Annotated in this window: 14 protein-coding genes and 1 tRNA gene; 9 read left to right on the forward strand and 6 right to left on the reverse strand. The window is 68.5% G+C overall.

The window, feature by feature from the left end; translation table 11 throughout:
* Positions 1–82 precede the first annotated feature (82 nt).
* The 5 genes from AC07YH_RS09840 to AC07YH_RS09860 all read left to right on the forward strand — a co-directional run bounded on the left by AC07YH_RS09840 (position 83) and on the right by AC07YH_RS09860 (position 3,292).
* The gene (locus AC07YH_RS09840; RefSeq protein ID WP_494746826.1) at positions 83–778 is read left to right on the forward strand and encodes a hypothetical protein; all 696 of its coding nucleotides are present in this window, start codon (positions 83–85) and stop codon (positions 776–778) included.
* Between the two features lie 92 nt (positions 779–870).
* Positions 871–1,716, forward strand: coding sequence for an MBL fold metallo-hydrolase (locus AC07YH_RS09845; protein WP_494746917.1), 846 nt, complete (start codon positions 871–873; stop codon positions 1,714–1,716).
* Between the two features lie 78 nt (positions 1,717–1,794).
* A complete protein-coding gene (locus AC07YH_RS09850; RefSeq protein ID WP_494746827.1) occupies positions 1,795–2,214 on the forward strand; it encodes a PaaI family thioesterase in 420 nt (139 codons plus the stop codon).
* A 103-nt stretch (positions 2,215–2,317) separates the two neighbouring features.
* Positions 2,318–2,407, forward strand: a tRNA-Ser gene (locus tag AC07YH_RS09855).
* Positions 2,408–2,476: 69 nt separating this feature from the next.
* Positions 2,477–3,292 (forward strand): DNA adenine methylase, encoded by an 816-nt coding sequence (locus tag AC07YH_RS09860; RefSeq protein WP_494746828.1) that lies wholly within the window; start codon positions 2,477–2,479, stop codon positions 3,290–3,292.
* On the opposite strand, the gene AC07YH_RS09865 is transcribed toward AC07YH_RS09860, so the two are convergent.
* Both AC07YH_RS09865 and AC07YH_RS09870 read right to left on the reverse strand, forming a co-directional pair.
* On the reverse strand, positions 3,289–3,717 hold the full coding sequence (locus tag AC07YH_RS09865) for a response regulator transcription factor (RefSeq protein WP_494746829.1): 429 nt from the start codon (positions 3,715–3,717) through the stop codon (positions 3,289–3,291). The genes AC07YH_RS09860 and AC07YH_RS09865 overlap by 4 nt on opposite strands.
* Positions 3,718–3,746: 29 nt before the next feature.
* Complete coding sequence (locus AC07YH_RS09870; RefSeq protein WP_494746830.1) at positions 3,747–6,566, reverse strand: PAS domain S-box protein; 2,820 nt, start codon at positions 6,564–6,566, stop codon at positions 3,747–3,749.
* A gap of 171 nt (positions 6,567–6,737) precedes the next feature.
* Between AC07YH_RS09870 and AC07YH_RS09875 the strand changes: the two genes are divergently transcribed.
* Positions 6,738–7,118, forward strand: a complete 381-nt coding sequence (locus AC07YH_RS09875) for a response regulator transcription factor (RefSeq protein ID WP_494746831.1) — start codon at positions 6,738–6,740, stop codon at positions 7,116–7,118.
* 93 nt (positions 7,119–7,211) lie between these two features.
* Positions 7,212–7,907: a dienelactone hydrolase family protein gene (locus AC07YH_RS09880; RefSeq protein ID WP_494746832.1), complete on the forward strand. Its 696-nt coding sequence runs from the start codon at positions 7,212–7,214 to the stop codon at positions 7,905–7,907.
* Here AC07YH_RS09880 and nagE read toward each other — a convergent pair whose 3' ends face one another.
* The 4 genes from nagE to AC07YH_RS09900 all read right to left on the reverse strand — a co-directional run bounded on the left by nagE (position 7,908) and on the right by AC07YH_RS09900 (position 17,290).
* On the reverse strand, positions 7,908–9,650 hold the full coding sequence (gene nagE / locus AC07YH_RS09885) for an N-acetylglucosamine-specific PTS transporter subunit IIBC (protein ID WP_494746833.1): 1,743 nt from the start codon (positions 9,648–9,650) through the stop codon (positions 7,908–7,910).
* Between the two features lie 6 nt (positions 9,651–9,656).
* Positions 9,657–12,200 carry a phosphoenolpyruvate--protein phosphotransferase gene (gene ptsP / locus AC07YH_RS09890; protein ID WP_494746918.1) on the reverse strand — a complete coding sequence of 848 codons (2,544 nt, stop codon included), beginning with the start codon at positions 12,198–12,200 and terminating at the stop codon, positions 9,657–9,659.
* A complete protein-coding gene (locus AC07YH_RS09895) occupies positions 12,190–14,478 on the reverse strand; it encodes a family 20 glycosylhydrolase (protein WP_494746834.1) in 2,289 nt (762 codons plus the stop codon). Before AC07YH_RS09895 ends, ptsP begins: the two co-directional genes overlap by 11 nt.
* 148 nt (positions 14,479–14,626) lie before the next feature.
* The gene (locus AC07YH_RS09900; RefSeq protein WP_494746835.1) at positions 14,627–17,290 is read right to left on the reverse strand and encodes a TonB-dependent receptor; all 2,664 of its coding nucleotides are present in this window, start codon (positions 17,288–17,290) and stop codon (positions 14,627–14,629) included.
* Between the two features lie 124 nt (positions 17,291–17,414).
* On the opposite strand from AC07YH_RS09900, the gene AC07YH_RS09905 reads away from it, so the two are divergent.
* Complete coding sequence (locus AC07YH_RS09905) at positions 17,415–17,483, forward strand: hypothetical protein (protein WP_476064238.1); 69 nt, start codon at positions 17,415–17,417, stop codon at positions 17,481–17,483.
* Between the two features lie 76 nt (positions 17,484–17,559).
* The gene (locus tag AC07YH_RS09910) at positions 17,560–18,300 is read left to right on the forward strand and encodes a GntR family transcriptional regulator (protein ID WP_494746836.1); all 741 of its coding nucleotides are present in this window, start codon (positions 17,560–17,562) and stop codon (positions 18,298–18,300) included.
* Positions 18,301–18,308 lie beyond the last annotated feature (8 nt).

Consider the following 18,308-nt stretch of genomic DNA (forward strand, 5'->3'; position numbering starts at 1 on the left):
ACTTGCGCACCGGCAACAAAAGCGCCCTAATTGCGCTGGCTTGGCGGTCCAGTTTGTCAGCCTGGTCATGTTGGAGCGTCCCATGCGGCATCATCTTGCGCTTATCGCCCTGAGCGCCGCCGTCCTGGCCGGTCCCGCCTTCGCGAGCGACGACGACGAGGTCATCGCCACCGCCCAAGCCAAGCCCTCGGCTCAAGCCCTGACCGCGACCGCTCCCGTGGCCCCGACGCCCGCCGCGCCGGTCAAGCAGCTGACCACCCAGGAACAGATCGCCGCCTTCATCGCCGCCAATCCCGGTCCCGCGTACGACGACGGCCCGCGCGGCGTGCTGCCCGCCGACCTCTCGGAAGACCGCGACGAGAACGGCAAGCGCAAGGTCCATGGCTCGATGGGCGTGTCGGTCGGCACCGGCGGCTATCGCAGCGTCTATGCCAGCGGCCTGTTCCCGGTCGGCGAGAACACCACGGTCGGCGTCGCCGTCTCCAAGACCGACTACGGCAAGCATGGCGGCGGCTGGTACGACCCCTATTACGGCGGCGGCTATGGCGGTCCCGGATATGGGTACGGTTACGGTCCCGGCGCTTACGGCCGCGCGCGCGGCGGCGAGAGCCAGTCGGTCGCCCTGTCGGTGATGACCGGCAACCGCCGTGGCGGCGGCGACACCCCCGACGGCTGCGCCCCGGGCTTCCGCGACGGCGGCCGCTATGTCGAACCCCTGTGGGTCGAGGGCATGCGCGACGGAGCCCACCCCTGCTCGGCCGCTGCCGACCGACGCTAAACTGGCGCGAAAACTGTCGAAAGCTGCGCCGCTGTTCGCGGATGTTTAACGGCTTGGCCTCCATGTTGCCGGCCTCGGGCGCCTAGGGCTTGTTGATGCAGCCGGAAATCACCGCATACCACCATCCCGCCACCGGGACGGTGACCTACTTGATCGTCGATCCGGCCACCTTCCTCTGCGCCATAGTCGACCCCGTACTGGATTTCGATCCGGCCAGCGAAGCCGTGGATACGAGCTTCGTCGACAAGATCATCGCCGACATCCGCGCCAAGGACCTGGGTCCGACCTGGATCCTTGAGACCGGCCTGCACACCGGCCACCTGTCGGCCGCCGGCCACGTGAAGTACGAGACCGGCGCCTCGGTCTGCATCGGCGCCAAGGTCGTCGAGAGCCTCAAGCGCCTGGCCCCCAAATTCGGTGAGACCATGGTCGACCTGGACGGCTGGGACTTCGACAAGCTGGCCAAGGACAACGATCCCCTGCCGATGGGCGGGCTGCAGATCACCACCATCGCCCTGACCGGCCGCCTGCCCGGCGCTGTGGCCTACAAGCTGGGCGACATCCTGTTCACCGGCGACCTGATGCTGGCTCCCGCCGAGGGCGCCGGTCGCTGCGACGTCCCTGGCGCCGACGCCGGCAAGGCCTGGGACGACGCCCGCAAGTTCCTCAAGCTGCCGCCGCAGACCCGCATCCTGCCAGGCGTCAGCGCCGGCGAGCCTCGCGAGTCGACCGTGGCCGAGGAGAAGGCCGGCAACATCCAGCTGAACGACAAGATCGACCGGCTGGACTTCATCGCCCTGCGCACCGCCGCCGACGCCATCCTGCCCGACCCCGAACTGGCCAGCGCCGCCCTGCGGGTCGCCATCCGCTCGGGCAAGCTGCCGTCGGAGCCCGAAAGCGGCCCCCGCTTCCCGCTGGTCGACATCACCAAGCTCTAGGCATTTCCCGAGCCGACTTGCGCCGCAATGCCTCACCGCCCATATGGTTCGCACGCGAAGCATATGGAGTACGCCCGCATGGCTGAGGATTTCAGCGCCGCCCTGACCGCCGGCCAAGCCGGGACCCTGCCCGACCTTCTGGGCCTGCAATGGCAGGTCGCCGTCTCCGGCTATGTGAAGGGCCGCTTCGACGTCGAGAAGCGCCACATGGCTCCCAACGGCTTCCTGCACGCCGCCAGCGTCATCGCCCTGGCCGACTCGGCCAGCGGCTATGGCTGCATGATCTCCCTGCCCGAGGGCGCGACCAGCTTCACCACGATCGAGCTGAAGTCGAACTTCCTGGGGACCGCCCGCGAAGGCGGCGTCGCGGTCGAGGCCAAGCTGGTCCACGGCGGCAAGACCACCCAGGTCTGGGACGCCGTGGTGACCGCCGAGGCCACCGGCAAAACCATCGCCCTTTTCCGCTGCACCCAGATGATTCTGCGACCAAAAGGCTGATCGCGAAAAAGCTTCGTCGAGGGGGTTGCTTCCCGACGGCGACGCCGTTAGACATCGCGCCCTCGACCTCGGGCGGTTCTTTTACCGCTCGGAACGGCGGCCTGGAGAGGTGGCAGAGTGGTCGAATGTACCGCACTCGAAATGCGGCGTGCCTGGAAGGGCACCGTGGGTTCGAATCCCACCCTCTCCGCCAGCCATCCTCTGAAAATCGACGCTGAAACCACGCCGGCCTCGCCCGCCGGCGCTCCGCCCTAGCGGCATGGTGTCCGCCGGCCGCGCCGCGCCCTCGCTCCTGAAATGGACCGGCAGCAAGCGCAGCCAGGCCGCGCGGATCGCGGCCCTGGCCCCGGCGCACACGCGGTATGTGGAGCCCTTCCTGGGCGGTGGGTCGGCGCTCTTCCACCTGGCCGGCGAAGGCGCGATCGCCAGCGATCTCTACGCCCCGCTGATCGGGTTCTGGACGCTGGTGCGCGATGAGCCCGAGATGCTGATCGCCGACTATGCCGAGCAGTGGCGACGGCTGCAGGACGAGGGCCCCGGCTATTTCTACGCCGTCCGCGAGCGGTTCAACGCCGAGCGGCGGCCGGCGGACCTGAGCTTCCTGATGCGGACCTGCGTCAACGGCATCGTCCGCTTCAGCAAGGCCGGCGACTTCAACAACTCGTTCCATCTGTCGCGGCGCGGGATGTCGCCGGAGCGGTTCGCGCCCGTCGTGCGGACCTGGTCGGCCCGGATCCAGGGCGTGACCTTCGTCGCCCGCGACTACCGCGAGACCCTGGCCGAGACCCGGCCCGGCGACTTCGTCTATCTGGACCCGCCCTATGCCGGGAACCATCAGCGCTATATCGGCGGCATCGACGAGGCGGCCTTGTTCGCGGCGCTGGAGGAGCTCAATCGGCGGGGCGTGGCCTGGGCGCTGTCGTTCGACGGCCAGCGGGGCGAGCGGGTCTATCGGGCCGACGTGCCGACCGGGCTGTACAAGCGCAAGCTGGCCCTGGTCAGCGGCCACTCGGCGGTGGCCAAGGTGCTGAACGGACCGCTGGAGACGGTCTCCGAGGCGCTGTACCTCAACGCCTAGTCCAGCTCGAAGACCGGGCGGTCGTCCTCGCGCGGCGGCGGGGTGCGGAACTTCTCGGGCTTCAGCATCGCCTCGGCGCGCTTGAGCAGGTCCTGCGGCCCGAACGGCTTGACCAGATAGCCGTCGGCGCCGGTGGCCAGGGCCTCGCGCACCGTGGCGGCGTCGCCGCGGGCGGTCATCATCATCACCGCCGCCTTGACCTTCTGGTACTTGCGCAAGAGGCGCAGCACGTCGAGGCCGGTCATGTCCGGCATGTTGATGTCCAGCAGCACCAGGTCCCAGCGGGCGGTCTGCAGGGCCTTGATGCCGAGCTCGGCGGTGGCCACCGACGAGACGCTGTAGCCGGCCTGGGCCAGGACGAGTTCGACGAACTGGCGGACGACGGCGTCGTCATCGATGACCAGGACGGCGGGGGACGCGGGCACGAGCGAACTCCTCTAGTGCGTAAGACGGCTTAGTGCATAAACCGGCGGGCTGGCGCTTCGGCCACGGCGAGCTCGGTGTCCCAACGCTGGGCCTGGCCGATGGTTCGCGAGACCAGGCCGCGTGTCAAATCCAGAGCCGGCGTGTGGTCGCGGCCATCGACGATCGCGCCCTCCAGCTCGCGGCAAGCGTTGGACAGGTCCAGGAAGCCCATCAGCCCGGCCGAGCCGGCCAGGGCGTGGGCGTCCTCGCGCACGGTCTTGGCGTCGGTCGCCTGGGTGAAGCGACCTTCCAGCTGGGCCAGCAGGATTGCCAGCAATGAGCGCACCGAGGTCGGGCCCATCACCTCGACGAGGTCGCGGCGGACCGCCTCGCCAGGGTCGTTGGCGGGGACGGCGGCGGGCGGCGGAGCTTCCGGCGCGCCGCGCAGCATCATGCCCAGCACCCGCTCCAGGGCGCCGGCGTTCAGCGGCTTGGTCAGGTGGTCGTTCATGCCCACCGCTTCGCAGCGCGCCAGGTGCTCGGGCTGGGCGCTGGCGGTCAGGGCGACGATCGGGATGTCGGCGTAGCGCGCGCCCGAGCCCCGGATGGTCTCGGTGGCCACGAAGCCGTCCATGACCGGCATCTGGCAGTCCATCAGCACCAGCTCGAACGCGCCGCCGTTCAGGGCCTCGATGGCCTGGGCGCCGTCCTCGGCCAGGCCGACCTCGCAGCCGTACTTGGACAGCAGCGCCAGCATCAGCTCGCGGTTCAGCTCGACATCGTCCACCACCAGGATGCGGCGACCGGCCAGGCTCAGAGGCTGGACCTCGGGCAACGGCGCGGCGTCGGCGCTGGTCGCCGTCGGCAGGGCGATCTCGAACCAGAAGGTCGAGCCACGGCCTACAACACTATCGACCCCGATCTCGCCGCCCATCAGGTTGATCAGCTGTCGCGAGATGGCCAGGCCCAGGCCCGTGCCGCCATAGTGCTGCGAGACCGAGCCAACCTGGACGAAGCGGTTGAAGAGGCCCGTCTGCTTGCTCTCGGAAATGCCCGAGCCGGTGTCGGCGATCTCGATGCGCAGACGCGGCGCGGCCGGGTCCAGGGTCACGCAGCTCAGGCTGGCGGTGACCCCGCCCTTGGACGTGAACTTCACGGCGTTCGACAGCAGGTTCAGCAGCACCTGCCGCACCCGGCCGGCGTCGCCGACCACCTGGATCGGGGCCTGGGCGTCGATCATGGTCCGCAGGCGCAGGTCCTTGGCGGCGGCCTGCGGCTCCAGCATGGCCACGGTCTGGCGCAGCAGCTCCGACGGGTCGAACGCCGCGGTGTGCAGCTCCAGGGCCGCGGCCTCCAGCTTGGAGAAATCCAGCACGTTGTCGATCACCGCGTGCAGGGCCTGGCCGGCGCCGTGCGCCAGCGTCACCCGTCGCTGATCCTCGGGCGACAGGTCGCGGCTTTCGGTCAGCAGGCGCGTGAAGCCGATGATGCTGTTCAGCGGCGTGCGCAGCTCGTGGGACATGTTGGCCAGGAAGTCGGCCTTCGAACGACTGGCGGCCTCGGCGTCCACGCGCGCGGCGGCCAGGGCGTCTTCCTGCTGCTTCTGGGCGGTGACGTCGCGCAGCACGTCCAGATAGCCGGTCGCCTGGCCCGTCGCCTCACGGATCAGGACGGGATTGCTCTCCAGCCAAATCCACTCGCCGGAAAGTTTGTGACGCACGCGCCAGCGCACCCGGTCGACGGCCTGGCCGGCCAGCAGGCGGCCGAAGGCGTCGCGGACCAGGTCCTGGTCGTCGGGATGGGTGATCGGCAGGGACGAGCGGCCGACAATGTCCTCGGGGGCGTAGCCGGTGACCGTCTGGCAGGCCGGCGAGACGAAGGTCGCCAGGCCCTGCATGTCGCTGGAGACGATGATGTCGGTCGCGTTCTCGGCCATCAGCCGGTAGCGGTTCTCGATGGCCCGCTGGTCGGTCAGGTCCTGGATCTGGCCGATGAAGTGCTTGGGCGCGCCGTCCTCGTCGCGCGCCAGCGACACCGACAGCCGCACCCAGATCACCTGGCCGTCCTTGCGGATGTAGCGCTTCTCGGTCTGGTGGCTCTTGATCTCGCCGCTCATCAGCCGGCTCATATAGTTCAGGCCGGAGTCGATATCGTCGGGGTGGGTCAGCGCGCGGAAGTCCAGCGCCATCGCCTCTTGCGCCGTGTAGCCGATGATGTCGCAGAAGACGCTGTTGATCTTGACGATCCGGCCGGTGAGATCGCCCATGCCCATGCCGATCGGGGCTTCGTGGAAGGCCGTCTCGAACAGCTCTTCCTGCACGGTCTTCTCGGCCAGCAAGGCCTGGTGCTGCTCGAACGCCAGCTGCCGCGACATCTGCGAGCCCAGCATCGAGGCCAGCACCCGCAGGATGTCGATGTCCTCGTCGTCGAAGGCGCTCTTGTGCTCGGAGAACACCTTCAGCACGCCCAGGGCCTCGGCGGCATGCATCAAGGGCGCGCAGACCATCGAGCCGACGCCGACCTTCTTGCAGGCGGCGCGATCGACCCGGCCATCGGTCAGGGCGTCGGCGCAGATCAGCACCTCGGCGCTGGCGACGCACAGGCCCGAGAAGCTGCCGTCCTGCTTAAGGCGCATGCCGATCAGGGTCTTGTCGGTGGCGGCGCGGTAGACCAGGTCGCCGCCCTCGACCAGCTCGACGATCGCGCCCTTGGCGCCGGTCAGGTCGGCCAGGTGCTCGACGATGGCCTGCATGAAGGCGTCAAGGTCCAGGCCCGCCTCGGCCAGCGCAGCCTGGGCGGCGGCCAGGCGCGTCATGCGATCCAGGCGCGCGCGCAGGCTTGCGACGTCGTCCGCGGTCTCTCCGGCCATCACGCACTTTCTGTGTCGCCCACTGGCGAGGGGCTGGACCTCTATCCGTGCGTCAAAAGCATGAAGGGCGGGTTATCCACGATCCGTGCAACTTTTAGCCTCTTGATCCTGGCGCGCGGCGCGGCAAGGCTGAGAGGGACGGTCAGGAGCCGTCGCAGCCAGGATGGACCGATGCAGCCAATCGCCGTCGCGCCCTCGATCTACGTCGTCGACGACGATCCCCTGGTGCTCGCGTTCCTGCAGGCCGCCCTTGCGCCACAAGGCTTTACAGTCGAGCTGTTCGAAACCGGCGAGCGGATGCTGGGCAAGGCCCGGGTGGCGGTCCCGAGCCTGTTCGTGGTGGATGTCCGCCTGCCCACCACCGACGGCATCGAGCTGGTCCGGACCCTGCGGTCGATCGACGCATGCGCCCAGGTTCCGATCCTGATGCTGACCGGCGAAGGGCGTCTGGATCGCATCGTCATGGCCATGCAGGCCGGCGCCAACGGCTATCTGATGAAGCCGTTCTCGCCCGAGCAAATCGTCGCCAAGATTCGCGATCTCACGGCCTAGATCGCGTCTCGCCGGACAGGATTCTTCAATCTCCGGCTCGCGCGGAGGTGGATGATCGCGCTCATCCCCCCGATCCGCCGCAGGAGCGCGACCGTGTCCGAATACCTGACCATCACCGTCCCCGACGGCGACTTCCAGGCGCTTGTCGTGCGTCCCGACAAGGCGCCGGCGCCCGCCATCGTCCTCATCCAGGAGATCTTCGGCGTCAACGACGGCATCAGGCAGATCGCCGGCGAGCTAGCCGCCCAGGGCTATGTCGTCATCGCCCCCGACCTGTTCTGGCGCTTCGAGCCGGGTCTTTCGATGTCGGAGGCCTCGCCCGAGAACTGGGAGAAGGCGTTCGGCTTCTACCAGCGCTTCGACTTCGACAAGGGCGTCCAGGACGTGGTCGCCACGATCAAGGCCGCGCGCACGCTGGACGGCGCCAACGGCAAGGTCGGGGTGACCGGCTACTGCCTGGGCGGGCTGATGACCTTCCGCGCCATGGCGGCCAGCGACGCCGATGTTGGGGTGGTCTATTACGGCGGCGGGACCGACAACTACGTGGCCGAGGGCGCGAAGATCAGGGCCCCGCTGCTGATGCACCTGGCCGGCGACGACGAATATATCGGCCAGGAGCCCCAGGCGAAGATCCACGCGGCGCTGGACGGCCATCCGCGCATCCAGATCCACACCTATCCCGGCCGCAACCACGCCTTCGCGCGGCCCGGCGGGGATCACTATGACGCGGCCGACGCCACGACCGCCAACGCCCGCTCGGCGGCCTTCTTCAAGGCCCACCTGTTCTAGCTAGGGCAGCTGGCAGCGCACCGCTTCGCCGACGCGCTCGGCGTCGGGGCCCAGCACGACGTGGACGATCTGGTCGCCGATCCGGACGACACCGCGCGCGCCCAGGGCCTTCAGCGCCGGCTCGCTGACCGCGCCCTGATCGGCGACGACCAGGCGCAGGCGGCTGGAGCACGTGCCGACGCTCTTCAGATTGGCCGCCCCGCCCAGGGCCCCCAGCACCTTCTCGGCCTTGCGGTCGTCGTCGACGGTCGGCAGCACCGAGGGCGCGGCCTTGGCGGCGGCGACGGGCTTGGCGGGCGCCGGAGCGCCCATGGCTTGGCGGATCTCGCCGGCGACACCGTCGGCGATGGGGCCCAGCACGACCTGCAGCGCCTTGTCAGACGGCCGCACGACACCGCGCGCGCCCAATACCTTCAGCGCCGGTTCGTTGACGACGCCCTGATCGACGACGATCAGGCGCAAGCGCGTGGTGCAGGCGTCGACGCTGGTCAGGTTGGCCGCGCCGCCCAGGGCCGCCAGGAAGTCCGCGCCGCGTCCGCCGCCGGTGGTGACGGTCTCGACGGCGACGGTCTCCTCATCCTCGCGACCGGGGGTCTTGAGGTTGAAGCGCACGATCGCGAACCGGAAGACGCCGTAATAGAGCGCGCCATAGGCCAGGCCGATCGGGATCAGCAGGACCGGATTGGTCGCCTTGCCGAAGTTCAGCACATAGTCGAACAGGCCCGCCGAGAAGGTGAAGCCCAGCTTGACGTTCAGCAGGTTCATCAAGGCCATGGCCACGCCCGTCAGCACCGCGTGCACGGCGTAGAGCACCGGGGCCAGGAACATGAAGCTGAACTCGATCGGCTCGGTCACGCCGGTCAGGAACGAGGTCAGGGCCAGCGAGAACAGCATGCCGCCGACGGCCTTTTTCCGGGCCGGCAGGGCGGTGTGGTACATGGCCAGGCACGCGGCGGGCAGGCCGAACATCATGACCGGGAAGAAGCCGCTCATGAACGCCCCGGCGGTCGGGTCGTCGGCGAAGAAGCGGCGCAGGTCTCCGGTCGCGCCGTGATAATCGCCCACCACGAACCAGGCGATGTTGTTCAGCACGTGGTGCAGGCCGGTGACGATCAGGATCCGGTTCAGGAAGCCGAAGACCAAGAGGCCCAGCTCGCCCGAGCCGACGACGGCGCGGCTGGCGGTGTCGACCACGCCGTTGATGCCGTCGTAGCCGACGCCGATCAGCGCGGCCATCAGCAGACCGGCCAGGCCCGCGATCATCGGCACGAAGCGCCGGCCGCTGAAGAAGGCCAGGTATTCCGGCAGCTTGAAGGTCGAGAAGCGGTTGTAGAACAGCCCGCCAATCACGCCCGAGATGATGCCGATCGGCGCGCTGAGCTTGGCCAGCGCCTTGGCCTTGTAAGCCGCGCCCGCCAGGTCAGCATGGTCCTTCACAAGGCCCGCCGTCACGTCCGCCGGCACGTGCAGCAGGGTCTTGGCGCCCTCGGTGGCGATCAGGAAGCAGACCACCCCAGCAAGACCAGCAGCGCCGTTGTTCTCCTTGGCCAGGCCGACGGCGACGCCGATGGCGAACAGCAGGCCGAGGTTGGAGAAGATCGCGTCGCCGGCGGCGGCCATGAAGCCGATGTTCAGCAGGTCGGGCTGGCCCAGGCGCAGCAGCAGGCCCGCCACCGGCAGCACCGCGATCGGCAGCATCAGGGCCCGGCCCAGGGGCTGGAGGATTTCGAGCGGAGACTTCATCGGCTCTTAGGCTCCGAAGGATTTCACGAGGGCGCGGACCGCCTCGGGCGAGGTCTGGTCCAGGGCCCGGGCCGCGAGGCTACGGCAAGACTCAAGGGTAAGGCTACGGACGCGGGCCTTCACCTCGGGCGCGATCGACGCCGTGGTCGAAAGCTCGGTGACGCCCAGGCCCAGCAGGATCGGCGTGGCGGCGATGTCGGAGGCCAGGCCCCCGCAGACGCCGACCCAGCGATGGTGCTTCGCTGCGCCCTTGCACGTCTGGTCGATCATCCGCAGCACGGCCGGGTGCAGAGCGTCGATCCGCGCGGCCAGCTCCGGATTGCCCCGGTCCATGGCCAGCACGTACTGGGTCAGGTCGTTGGTGCCGACCGACAGGAAGTCGGCCTCGGCGGCGAGCAGGTCGGCGGTCACGGCGGCGGCCGGGGTCTCGATCATCACGCCCAGCTCGATGCGCTCGACGATCCCCATCTCGCGCTTGGCCTCGTCCAGCACGGCGCGGACGGCGCGCAGCTCGTCCAGGCTGGCGATCATCGGCACCATGATCTTGCACTGGCCCAGCGGCTTCACGCGGAGGATAGCGCGCAGCTGGGTCTTCAAGAGGTGTGGCCGCCACAGGCTGACGCGGACGCCGCGCAGGCCGAGCGCCGGGTTCTCCTCGGTCGGAATCGGCAGATAGGGCGCGGCCTTGTCGCCGCCGACATCCAGCGTGCGGATGATCAGCGGCTTGCCGTCCAGGGCCGAGGCTATGGCATGGTACTGGCGGGCCTGTTCGTCCTCGTCCGGCGGGGTCTCGCGGTCCAGGAACAGGAACTCGGTGCGCAGCAGGCCCGAACCCTCTGCGCCATTGGCCACGGCGGCCAGGGCGTCGTTGAGCGAGCCGGTGTTGGCGAACACCTCGATGCGGACGCCGTCCTTCGTCACGCACGCCTCGTGGGCGGCGGCCTGGGCGGCGGCCTTGCGCTCCTGGCGCTGGGCCAGGGCGGTCTGGGCGGCTTCGAGCGCCGGAGCGTCGGGCGCGACGCGCAGCACCCCGCTATCCGCGTCCAGGATCAGCGTCGCGCCGTCCTTGACCTTCAGCAGCGCGCCGCCCAGGGCGACCATGGCCGGGATGCCCATGGCGGCGGCCAGGATGGCTACGTGCGAGGTCGGACCACCACGCGCGGTGGCGAAGCCGGCCACGGCGCTGGGATCGACGCCCATCAGCTGCGAGGGCAGCAGTTCGTCGGCCAGCAGGATCGAGCCGGGCGGCAGGACCGCGCCCTCGTCTTCCTCGCCGGCCAGGGCGCGCAGCACCTGACGTTCAAGATCGACGAGGTCGTCGACGCGTTCGGCCAGGCGGCGATCGCCCAGGCCGCGCAGGGCCTCGACATAGCCGCCGACGGCCTTGCGCCAGGCAAAGCCCGCGCTCTTGCCCTCGCCGATCAGGCGGCGGGCGCCGGCGGTCAGTTCGGGGTCTTCCAGGAAGGCCAGGTGAGCGCCCAGGATGGCCTTGCGGGCCTTGTCGCCCTTGGCGGCGTTCTTCTCGATGCGGGCGCGGACCACGTCGAGGGCGGCGGCCAGGGCGGCCTCCTCGTGGGCGGTCCCCTCGCCCTGCTCGCGCACGACGATGTCGGCGGCGGCCAGGCGCACGGCCTTGCCGATGGCCAGGCCCGGCGCGGCCAGCACGCCCTTCAGCACGCCGTCCCGCGGCAGTTCGGCGAGGCCGGTGGGTTCGGGCGTGACGATGGCCGGAGCCGAGGCTTGGGCCGCGATCGGCCCACCCTCGCCCATGCCGCTGTCGATCAGCTCGGCCACCGCCTGGATCGCCGCCTCGGCGTCCATGCCGGAAGCCACGACCTGGATGGTGTCGCCGTGGCGGATGGCCAGGGACATCACCCCGACCGGGCTCTTGGCGCTGGCGCGGCGGTTGACGGCCACCAGCGCGACCTCGGCCACGAACTTGCGGGCGGTCTCGGCGATGCGGGCGGCCGGACGGGCATGGATGCCATGGACCAGCGGCACCACGACCTCGCGCGCCACTTCGCCATCGGTGACCAGGCTGGCGGCGGCCGGGCCCCCCAGGGGCGCCAGCTCCATCAGGAAGTCGCCGACCGCCAGCTCGCGGTCCTGGTCACGGCGGACGATCTCGAAGGCGTCCAGGTTGGTCACCACCACCGGGGTGATCAGGCTGCGGGCGCGCTGGGCCAAGAGGTCCATGTCGAAGCCCAGCAGCTTGTCGCCGGCCTTCACGCTCTGGCCCTCCTTGACGAAGACGCTGAAGCCCTCGCCGTTCAGGGCCACGGTCTCCAGGCCGACATGGATCAGGATCTCGGCCCCGTTGGCCGCGCGCAGGGTCACGGCGTGGCGGGCGCGATGCACGGTGGTGACCACCGCGTCGCACGGCGCGTGCAGCGTCGAGTCCAGCGGATCGATGGCCAGGCCGTCGCCCAGCATGCGCTCGGCGAACACGGCGTCGGGGGTCTCGTCGAGCGGCGCGATCCAGCCTTTCAGCGGTGCGGAGAGTACGAGGTTAGACACGGGCGCTACTCTTCTTCGGAACTTAGCGAACAGGCTTAAGCGTCACGCGCTCGATCACCCAGAAGGGATCGAGGGTCTTGGACGTGAAGGTCAGGCAGAGGTCGGCCGTCGCCGCGCGGGCGGGCAGGCGCGCCGTCACCGTGGACAGGCCGGTGTTCTTGGCGCTGTCGCCCAGAGGAATGGCGGCGATGCGTTCGCCCGTGCAGCCCAGGCGCACTTCCAGCTCGCCGCCCGGCGTGGCCGGCGGGTGCAGCGGGATGTGGTCGCGGTCCTTGCCGACCTGGAAGTTGAACGGGATCTGGGTGATGCGGGCGGTCAGCAGCGCGCCCTTGTCCAGCTTGGCACCTTGCCAGATCCAGCACGGATTGAAGATGTCGACCATCATCATCGGCCGCTTGTCGAGCGCGGCTGGGGCGTCGTCGATCATGGTGATGGCCACCTTGTCGGTGCACATCTTCAGCTGGCCGGCGGTGCGGGTGTCCAGCAGGGCCGGCGTGTTGGTCCACGACCGCTGGCGGCCGAGCGGCTGGCCGTCGACGAAGGTCTGGGCCTTCACCGTCGCGCCCTTGGCCAGGTCCAGCGGACCGGCATAGGCGAGCGAGGTCGCCGTCGGGGTCTTGCCGTCGCTGGTGTAGCGGATCTCGCCGAAGCCCAGGCCGGTCGACAGCGCCAGCGTCGCCTTACCGCCCTCGCCTTCCGACGGCGTGCCTTGCGGCTCGAACGGCACGGTGTTGGCGGTGACGCCCAGGATCTTCAGGCGGGCCATCTCGGCCGGCATCCGACGGGCGAAGTCGTCCCAGTTGGCGCCCTCTTCCGACGACCAGCCGCGCTCGGCCAGGGCGATGGCGCGCGGGAAGGCCATCTGAACCATGCGCGTGTCGGTCTGCATGTGCTCGGTCCAGACATTGGCCTGGACGCCCAGGATGTGCTTGCGCTCGTCCGGCGTCAGCTGGGCCGGGGCCGGGTCGAAGGCGTAGACGTCCTTCAGGCTGACCACCTTGCTGCGGCCGGTCGGCTCGTCGGGCGAAGTGCTCTGGCGGTTGTCGAGATACAGCGTCGGATGCGGCGACAGCACCGTGTCGTGGCCCTGCTTGGCTGCGGCGATCGCGCCGTCGATGCCGCGCCAGGACATGACCGTGGCGTTGGGGGCCAAGCCCCCTTCCAGGATCTCGTCCCAGCCGATCAGGCGGCGGCCGCGCTTGTCCAGGCTCTTGCCGACGCGCTGGATGAACCAGCTCTGCAGTTCGTGCTCGTCCTTCAGGCCCAGTTCCTTGATCTTGGCCTGGATTTTCGGATTGGCCTTCCACTGGTCCTTGATGGCCTCGTCGCCGCCGACGTGGATGAAGGTCGACGGGAAGATGTCCATCACCTCGGCCAGCACGTCGTCGAGGAAGGCGAAGGTGGCGTCGTCGGTGTTGTAGAGCCAGGGAAAGACGCCCCAGTCGCCCATCTTGCTGGCGTCCGGCGCGGCGCTGCCCAGCTGCGGATAGGCCACGATCGGCGCCAGGGCGTGACCCGGGGTCTCGATCTCGGGCACCACGGTGATGTTGCGGGCGGCGGCGTAGGCCACCAGCTCGCGGGCCTGGTCCTGGGTGTAGAAGCCGCCGTACTTCGGATAGTTCACGGCCGCGCCCGGGTCGTGGCGCCAAGCGCCGACCTGCGTCAGCTTCGGGTACTTCTTGATCTCCAGCCGCCAGCCTTGGTCGTCGACCAGGTGCCAGTGGAAGGTGTTGAGCTTGTGGGCCGCCATGGCGTCGATGACCGCCTTCAGCGTGTCCAGCGACTGGTAGTGGCGGGCGCTGTCGACCATCAGCCCGCGCCAGGCGAAGCGCGGGGCGTCCTCGATCGAGGCGGCGGGCACGGCGACCGGGCCCTTGGCCGCGTCCGGCGTCGCCAGCTGCCACAGCGACATGGCGCCATAGAACAGGCCCGCGCGCTTGGCGGCGGCGATGGTTACCGAGGTCGGTGAGATGTCCAGCTTGTAGGCCTCGCCCGCCGGCCCTTCGCGGGTCAGGACGATGCCGTCGGTGGCTGCGGCGCCCTCGACCACGACGGGTCGGAAACCGCGCGAGCGCTGGATGAGGTCGGCGAGTTGTTGCGCGACGCCCTTGGCCTCGACATCGCCCTTGGCGACATGGATGCGCGTGGCGGCGGAAAGCTTGAAGGCCCCTTCGGCGCGGACCGCCTTGGCCGGCGCGGGGGTCAGGGTGAGGCCGTCGGCCAGAGCGCTCGTCGCGAGCGCGGAAACCCCAATACCAAGGGAAAGGGCGAACGCCGAAACGGCGATGGTGCGCAGCGGGGTCTTGGTCACGCGGCCTCGCAGGGAATTGGGCGGCAAAAAGCGGGCGGGACAGCAAGGCTGCCCCGCCCCAGCTCCATGCTTGCAGTCAGGAGGGGTTCAATCAATTGGCTGCGACTGGCGGAGACCCCAGGGGAGGCCTCCGCCGCCGGACGTCGGCTTAGAAGCTGACGTTCAGCGTGGCCTGCAGCTTGCGGCCCGTGCGGTAGACACCGCGCGCCAGGGCCGTCGTGTTGGCGTACGAGTAGTACTCGGTATCCAGCAGGTTCTGGCCCGAGACCGACATCGTGATGTTCTGGTTGACCGCGTAGCCAACCGTCGCGTCCAGGGACTTGGCCGCCTTGACGAACATGTTGTCGCCACGGTCGACGCCGGTGAAGTACTTCGAACGCCAGTTGAAGGTCGCCCGGGCCGAGAACGGACCGTGCTCATAGAAGGGGCTGACGTTGATCTGGTTCTTCGAGCTGTAGGGCAGCGGCGCGCCGCCCTGACCCGAAGCGTCGGCGTAGGTGTAGTTGGCCAGCAGGCCGAAGCCGTAGGCGAAGTTCTGCTGGTAGGCGACCGCCAGGCCCTTCACTTCAGCCGAACCCGCGTTGAACGGACGGCTGATCTGATAGGTCGTGACCTTGTTCTGCGACTGGTTGAAGTACGATTCCGGCTGCGTGCGCGTCAGGATGTAGTTCGAGATGTCCTTGTAGAACACTTCGGCCGACAGGATCGCTTGCGGCTGGAAGTACCACTCGACCGAGCCGTTGACGTTGCTCGACTTGTAGGGCTCCAGGTTCGGGTTGCCGCCGCCACCCGTGAGGATGCCGTCCGACAACCAGAAGTAGTTGGTCATGTCCGCGTAGTTCGGGCGGGCGATGACCTGCGCCGCGGCGAAGCGGAACACCAGGTCGTCGCGCGCGTCGACGATGATGTTCACGCTGGGCAGGACGTTGTCGTAGCTCTTCTTCGTGGTCTGCCAGGTCCAGTCGGCCTGGGCGTTGCAGGCCGCGCCGGGCTTGCAGACATAGCCGGCGCTGTCGACCGAGGTCTTCACGTAGCGGACGCCGAAGTTACCGCGGACGTTGTCGGCCTTGAAGTTCACCTGGCCGTACAGGGCGTCGATGTTTTCCTGGATGTTCCAGTTGCCGGCCGTGAACTCCGCGGCGGCGAAGATCGACGGGGTCGGCATCTTGGCGCCCGGAGCCAGCCACTTGCCGCTATCGACGTACGAGACCATCGACTGGCCGTCGATGCGGAAGCGGCTCGACATCTGGTCGCCCACGCCGTCGAAGCCCTTCAGGTAGTTGCTGGGCACGGTCGACGGGTTGAACAGCGAGGCCGGCGCGGCGACGCCGGTGATGGCGATGCCCGAATACTGCTGGCCGGTCTGGTGCTCACGACGCTTGTAGCCGACCTGGACGCGCTGGATGATGCCGTCGAAGTCCTTGCCCAGGTCGATCTGGGCGTACTTCTCTTCGTCGCTGGTCGGCTTGCTGACCAGGTTGCCGCTCCAGCCCGGATCGGTCGCGAAGGCCGACGGGTTGCCCATCACGTTGGTCGCGTAGGTCAGCTTGCCCGGGGTCTTCGGCGCGCCCGACAGGTCGACGGTGTAGTCGGCCCAGTTCAGGTATTCGAGGAAGACCTGACGCTTGGTGCCGCCGTCGGCGGTCGACTTGCCGATTTCGCCATTCAGGTCCCAACCGTCGCCCTTGTACTGGCCCTTCAGGTGGTAGGTGTCGGAGTTCAGCTCGGCTTCGCGATACTGCACGTCCAGCACGCTGAGCGCATTCTTGAACGAGGCCTTGGTGACGACGCCGTTGTTGACCTCGATGCCCGTCAGGGCGCCCAGGCTGTTCCAGGTGTTGCCCTGGAAGGCGTACATCGACTGGTTGGTGTTGTCGTAGTCGGCCTTGATCTTCATCCAGTTGAAGTCGAACGACAGGGCGTCGGTCGGCTTCCACTGCAGGGCCGTGGTGTAGGTGGTGCGGGTGCGGTCCTGCTCGAAGTACGAAGCCCCGAAGGCGTTCGGGCTGCGGGCGTTCAGGTTGGCCGTCAGGGTCGAGGCGCAGGTGCCGACGCAGCCGGCCTTGCGCGAGTCGACCGGGTTGTCCGGGTTGCCGCCGGCCCACTGGTTGGCCGCCATGGTGCCGTAGCTCTCGACGCCGTCACGACGCAGCTGGTCCTTGGCGCGTTGCACCGAGAAGCTGGCGCCGAAGGTTTGGGCGTCGTTCTTCCAGCTCAGCAACAGCGAGCCTTGGGCGTCGCCCTTCTTGGAGCGGTCGTTATAGAGGTAGCTGACCGCGCCCGCGACCAGGCCGGCCTTCAGGTCCAGCGGCTTGCGGGTGTTGACGATGACGGTGCCGCCGATGCTGCCTTCGTCGATGCGCGCTTCCGGCGACTTGAAGATCTCGACCTTGCCGACGATCTGCGGAGCCAGCAGGGCGTAGTTGAACGTGCGGCCCGGAGAATCCAGGATGAACCAGTCGGCGGAGGCGACGGTCTGCCCGTTCAGCAGCGTGCGGTTCAGCGCCGGATCGGTGCCCAGGATGCTGACTTTCTCTCCTTGACCAAAGGCGCGATCGACAGTGACACCCGGGACGATCGTCAGCGCTTCGGCGACGTTGGTGCTCGGAAACTTGCCCACGTCCTCGGCGGTGACGACGTCGACGATGGCGTCGGCGCGGCGCTTGGATTCGATGGACTGCAGCAGCGAGGCGCGGATGCCGGTGACAACCACCTCATCGACGCTGTTGTCTTGCGCGAAGGCGGGCGCAGCGGCCATGACGGCCAGGGCGCTGGCTGACGCGGCCAGGACGGATTTGTGGAAACTCTTCATAACTCGGCTTCTCCCCATTTTTGCCGGGCCTACTGGACCGGAGCCGAACCCCAAGCCCAATATGATACCAATTTTCTGGGAGGTTCCGCAGAAAGTGGTACTTCTCAGGCCCCGGAAGAGAACTGTGACGGAAATTTTGCGGATGACAAGGCCAAAAAGAAACCAATTGCAGACCACGTTCTTATTGGTATGAAAATGGTCATATGCTATCGAGGATCGGTATCGGAGCGCCGTCGATTTGCGCGACGACTGTCGGGGGGAGGCTGTAAATGACGTTTGCTGAACGGATCGGCCGGCTCGACACCGCCGACCACGCCCCTCTCTACAGGCAGTTGCAGCGGGCGCTGCGCGAGGCCATCCAGAAGAAGGTGCTGTCGCCCGACGACGCCCTGCCCGCCGAGCGCGACCTTGCCGAAGAATTCAGCATCTCGCGCATCACGGTGCGCAAGGCGCTGGACGGTCTGGTCAGCGAAGGCCTGCTGACGCGCCGCCAGGGCGCGGGCACCTTCGTCGCCGCGCGCGTGGAGAAGAGCTTCTCCAAGCTGTCGTCGTTCACCGAGGACATGATCTCGCGCGGTCGCGTGCCGCGCAGCGAATGGATCAGCCGCGCCGAGGGCCAGGTGACCCCGGAAGAGTCGCTGACGCTTGGCCTGTCGCCCGGCACGCCGGTCTACCGCTTCGCACGTATCCGCTACGCCGACGGCGCGCCGATGGCCGTGGAGTACACCACCGTCGCCGCCTTCGCCCTGCCCTCCACCGAAGTGGTCGGCGTCTCGCTGTACGAGGCCCTGGAAGCCACCGGCCACCGGCCCGTGCGCGCCCTGCAACGCCTGCGCGCGGTGCTGTTCCAGGCCGAGCAGGCCGACCTGCTGGGCGTTCCGGTCAAGGACGCGGGGCTGCTGATCGAACGACGCGGCTTCCTACGCGACGGCCGGGCGGTGGAAGTCACACAATCCTATTATCGCGGCGATGCGTACGACTTCGTCGCGGAACTGAACTCGCTCTCCTGAGCGGGTCT

This window comes from Caulobacter sp. GW456-12-1-14-TSB4, from assembly GCF_059424195.1.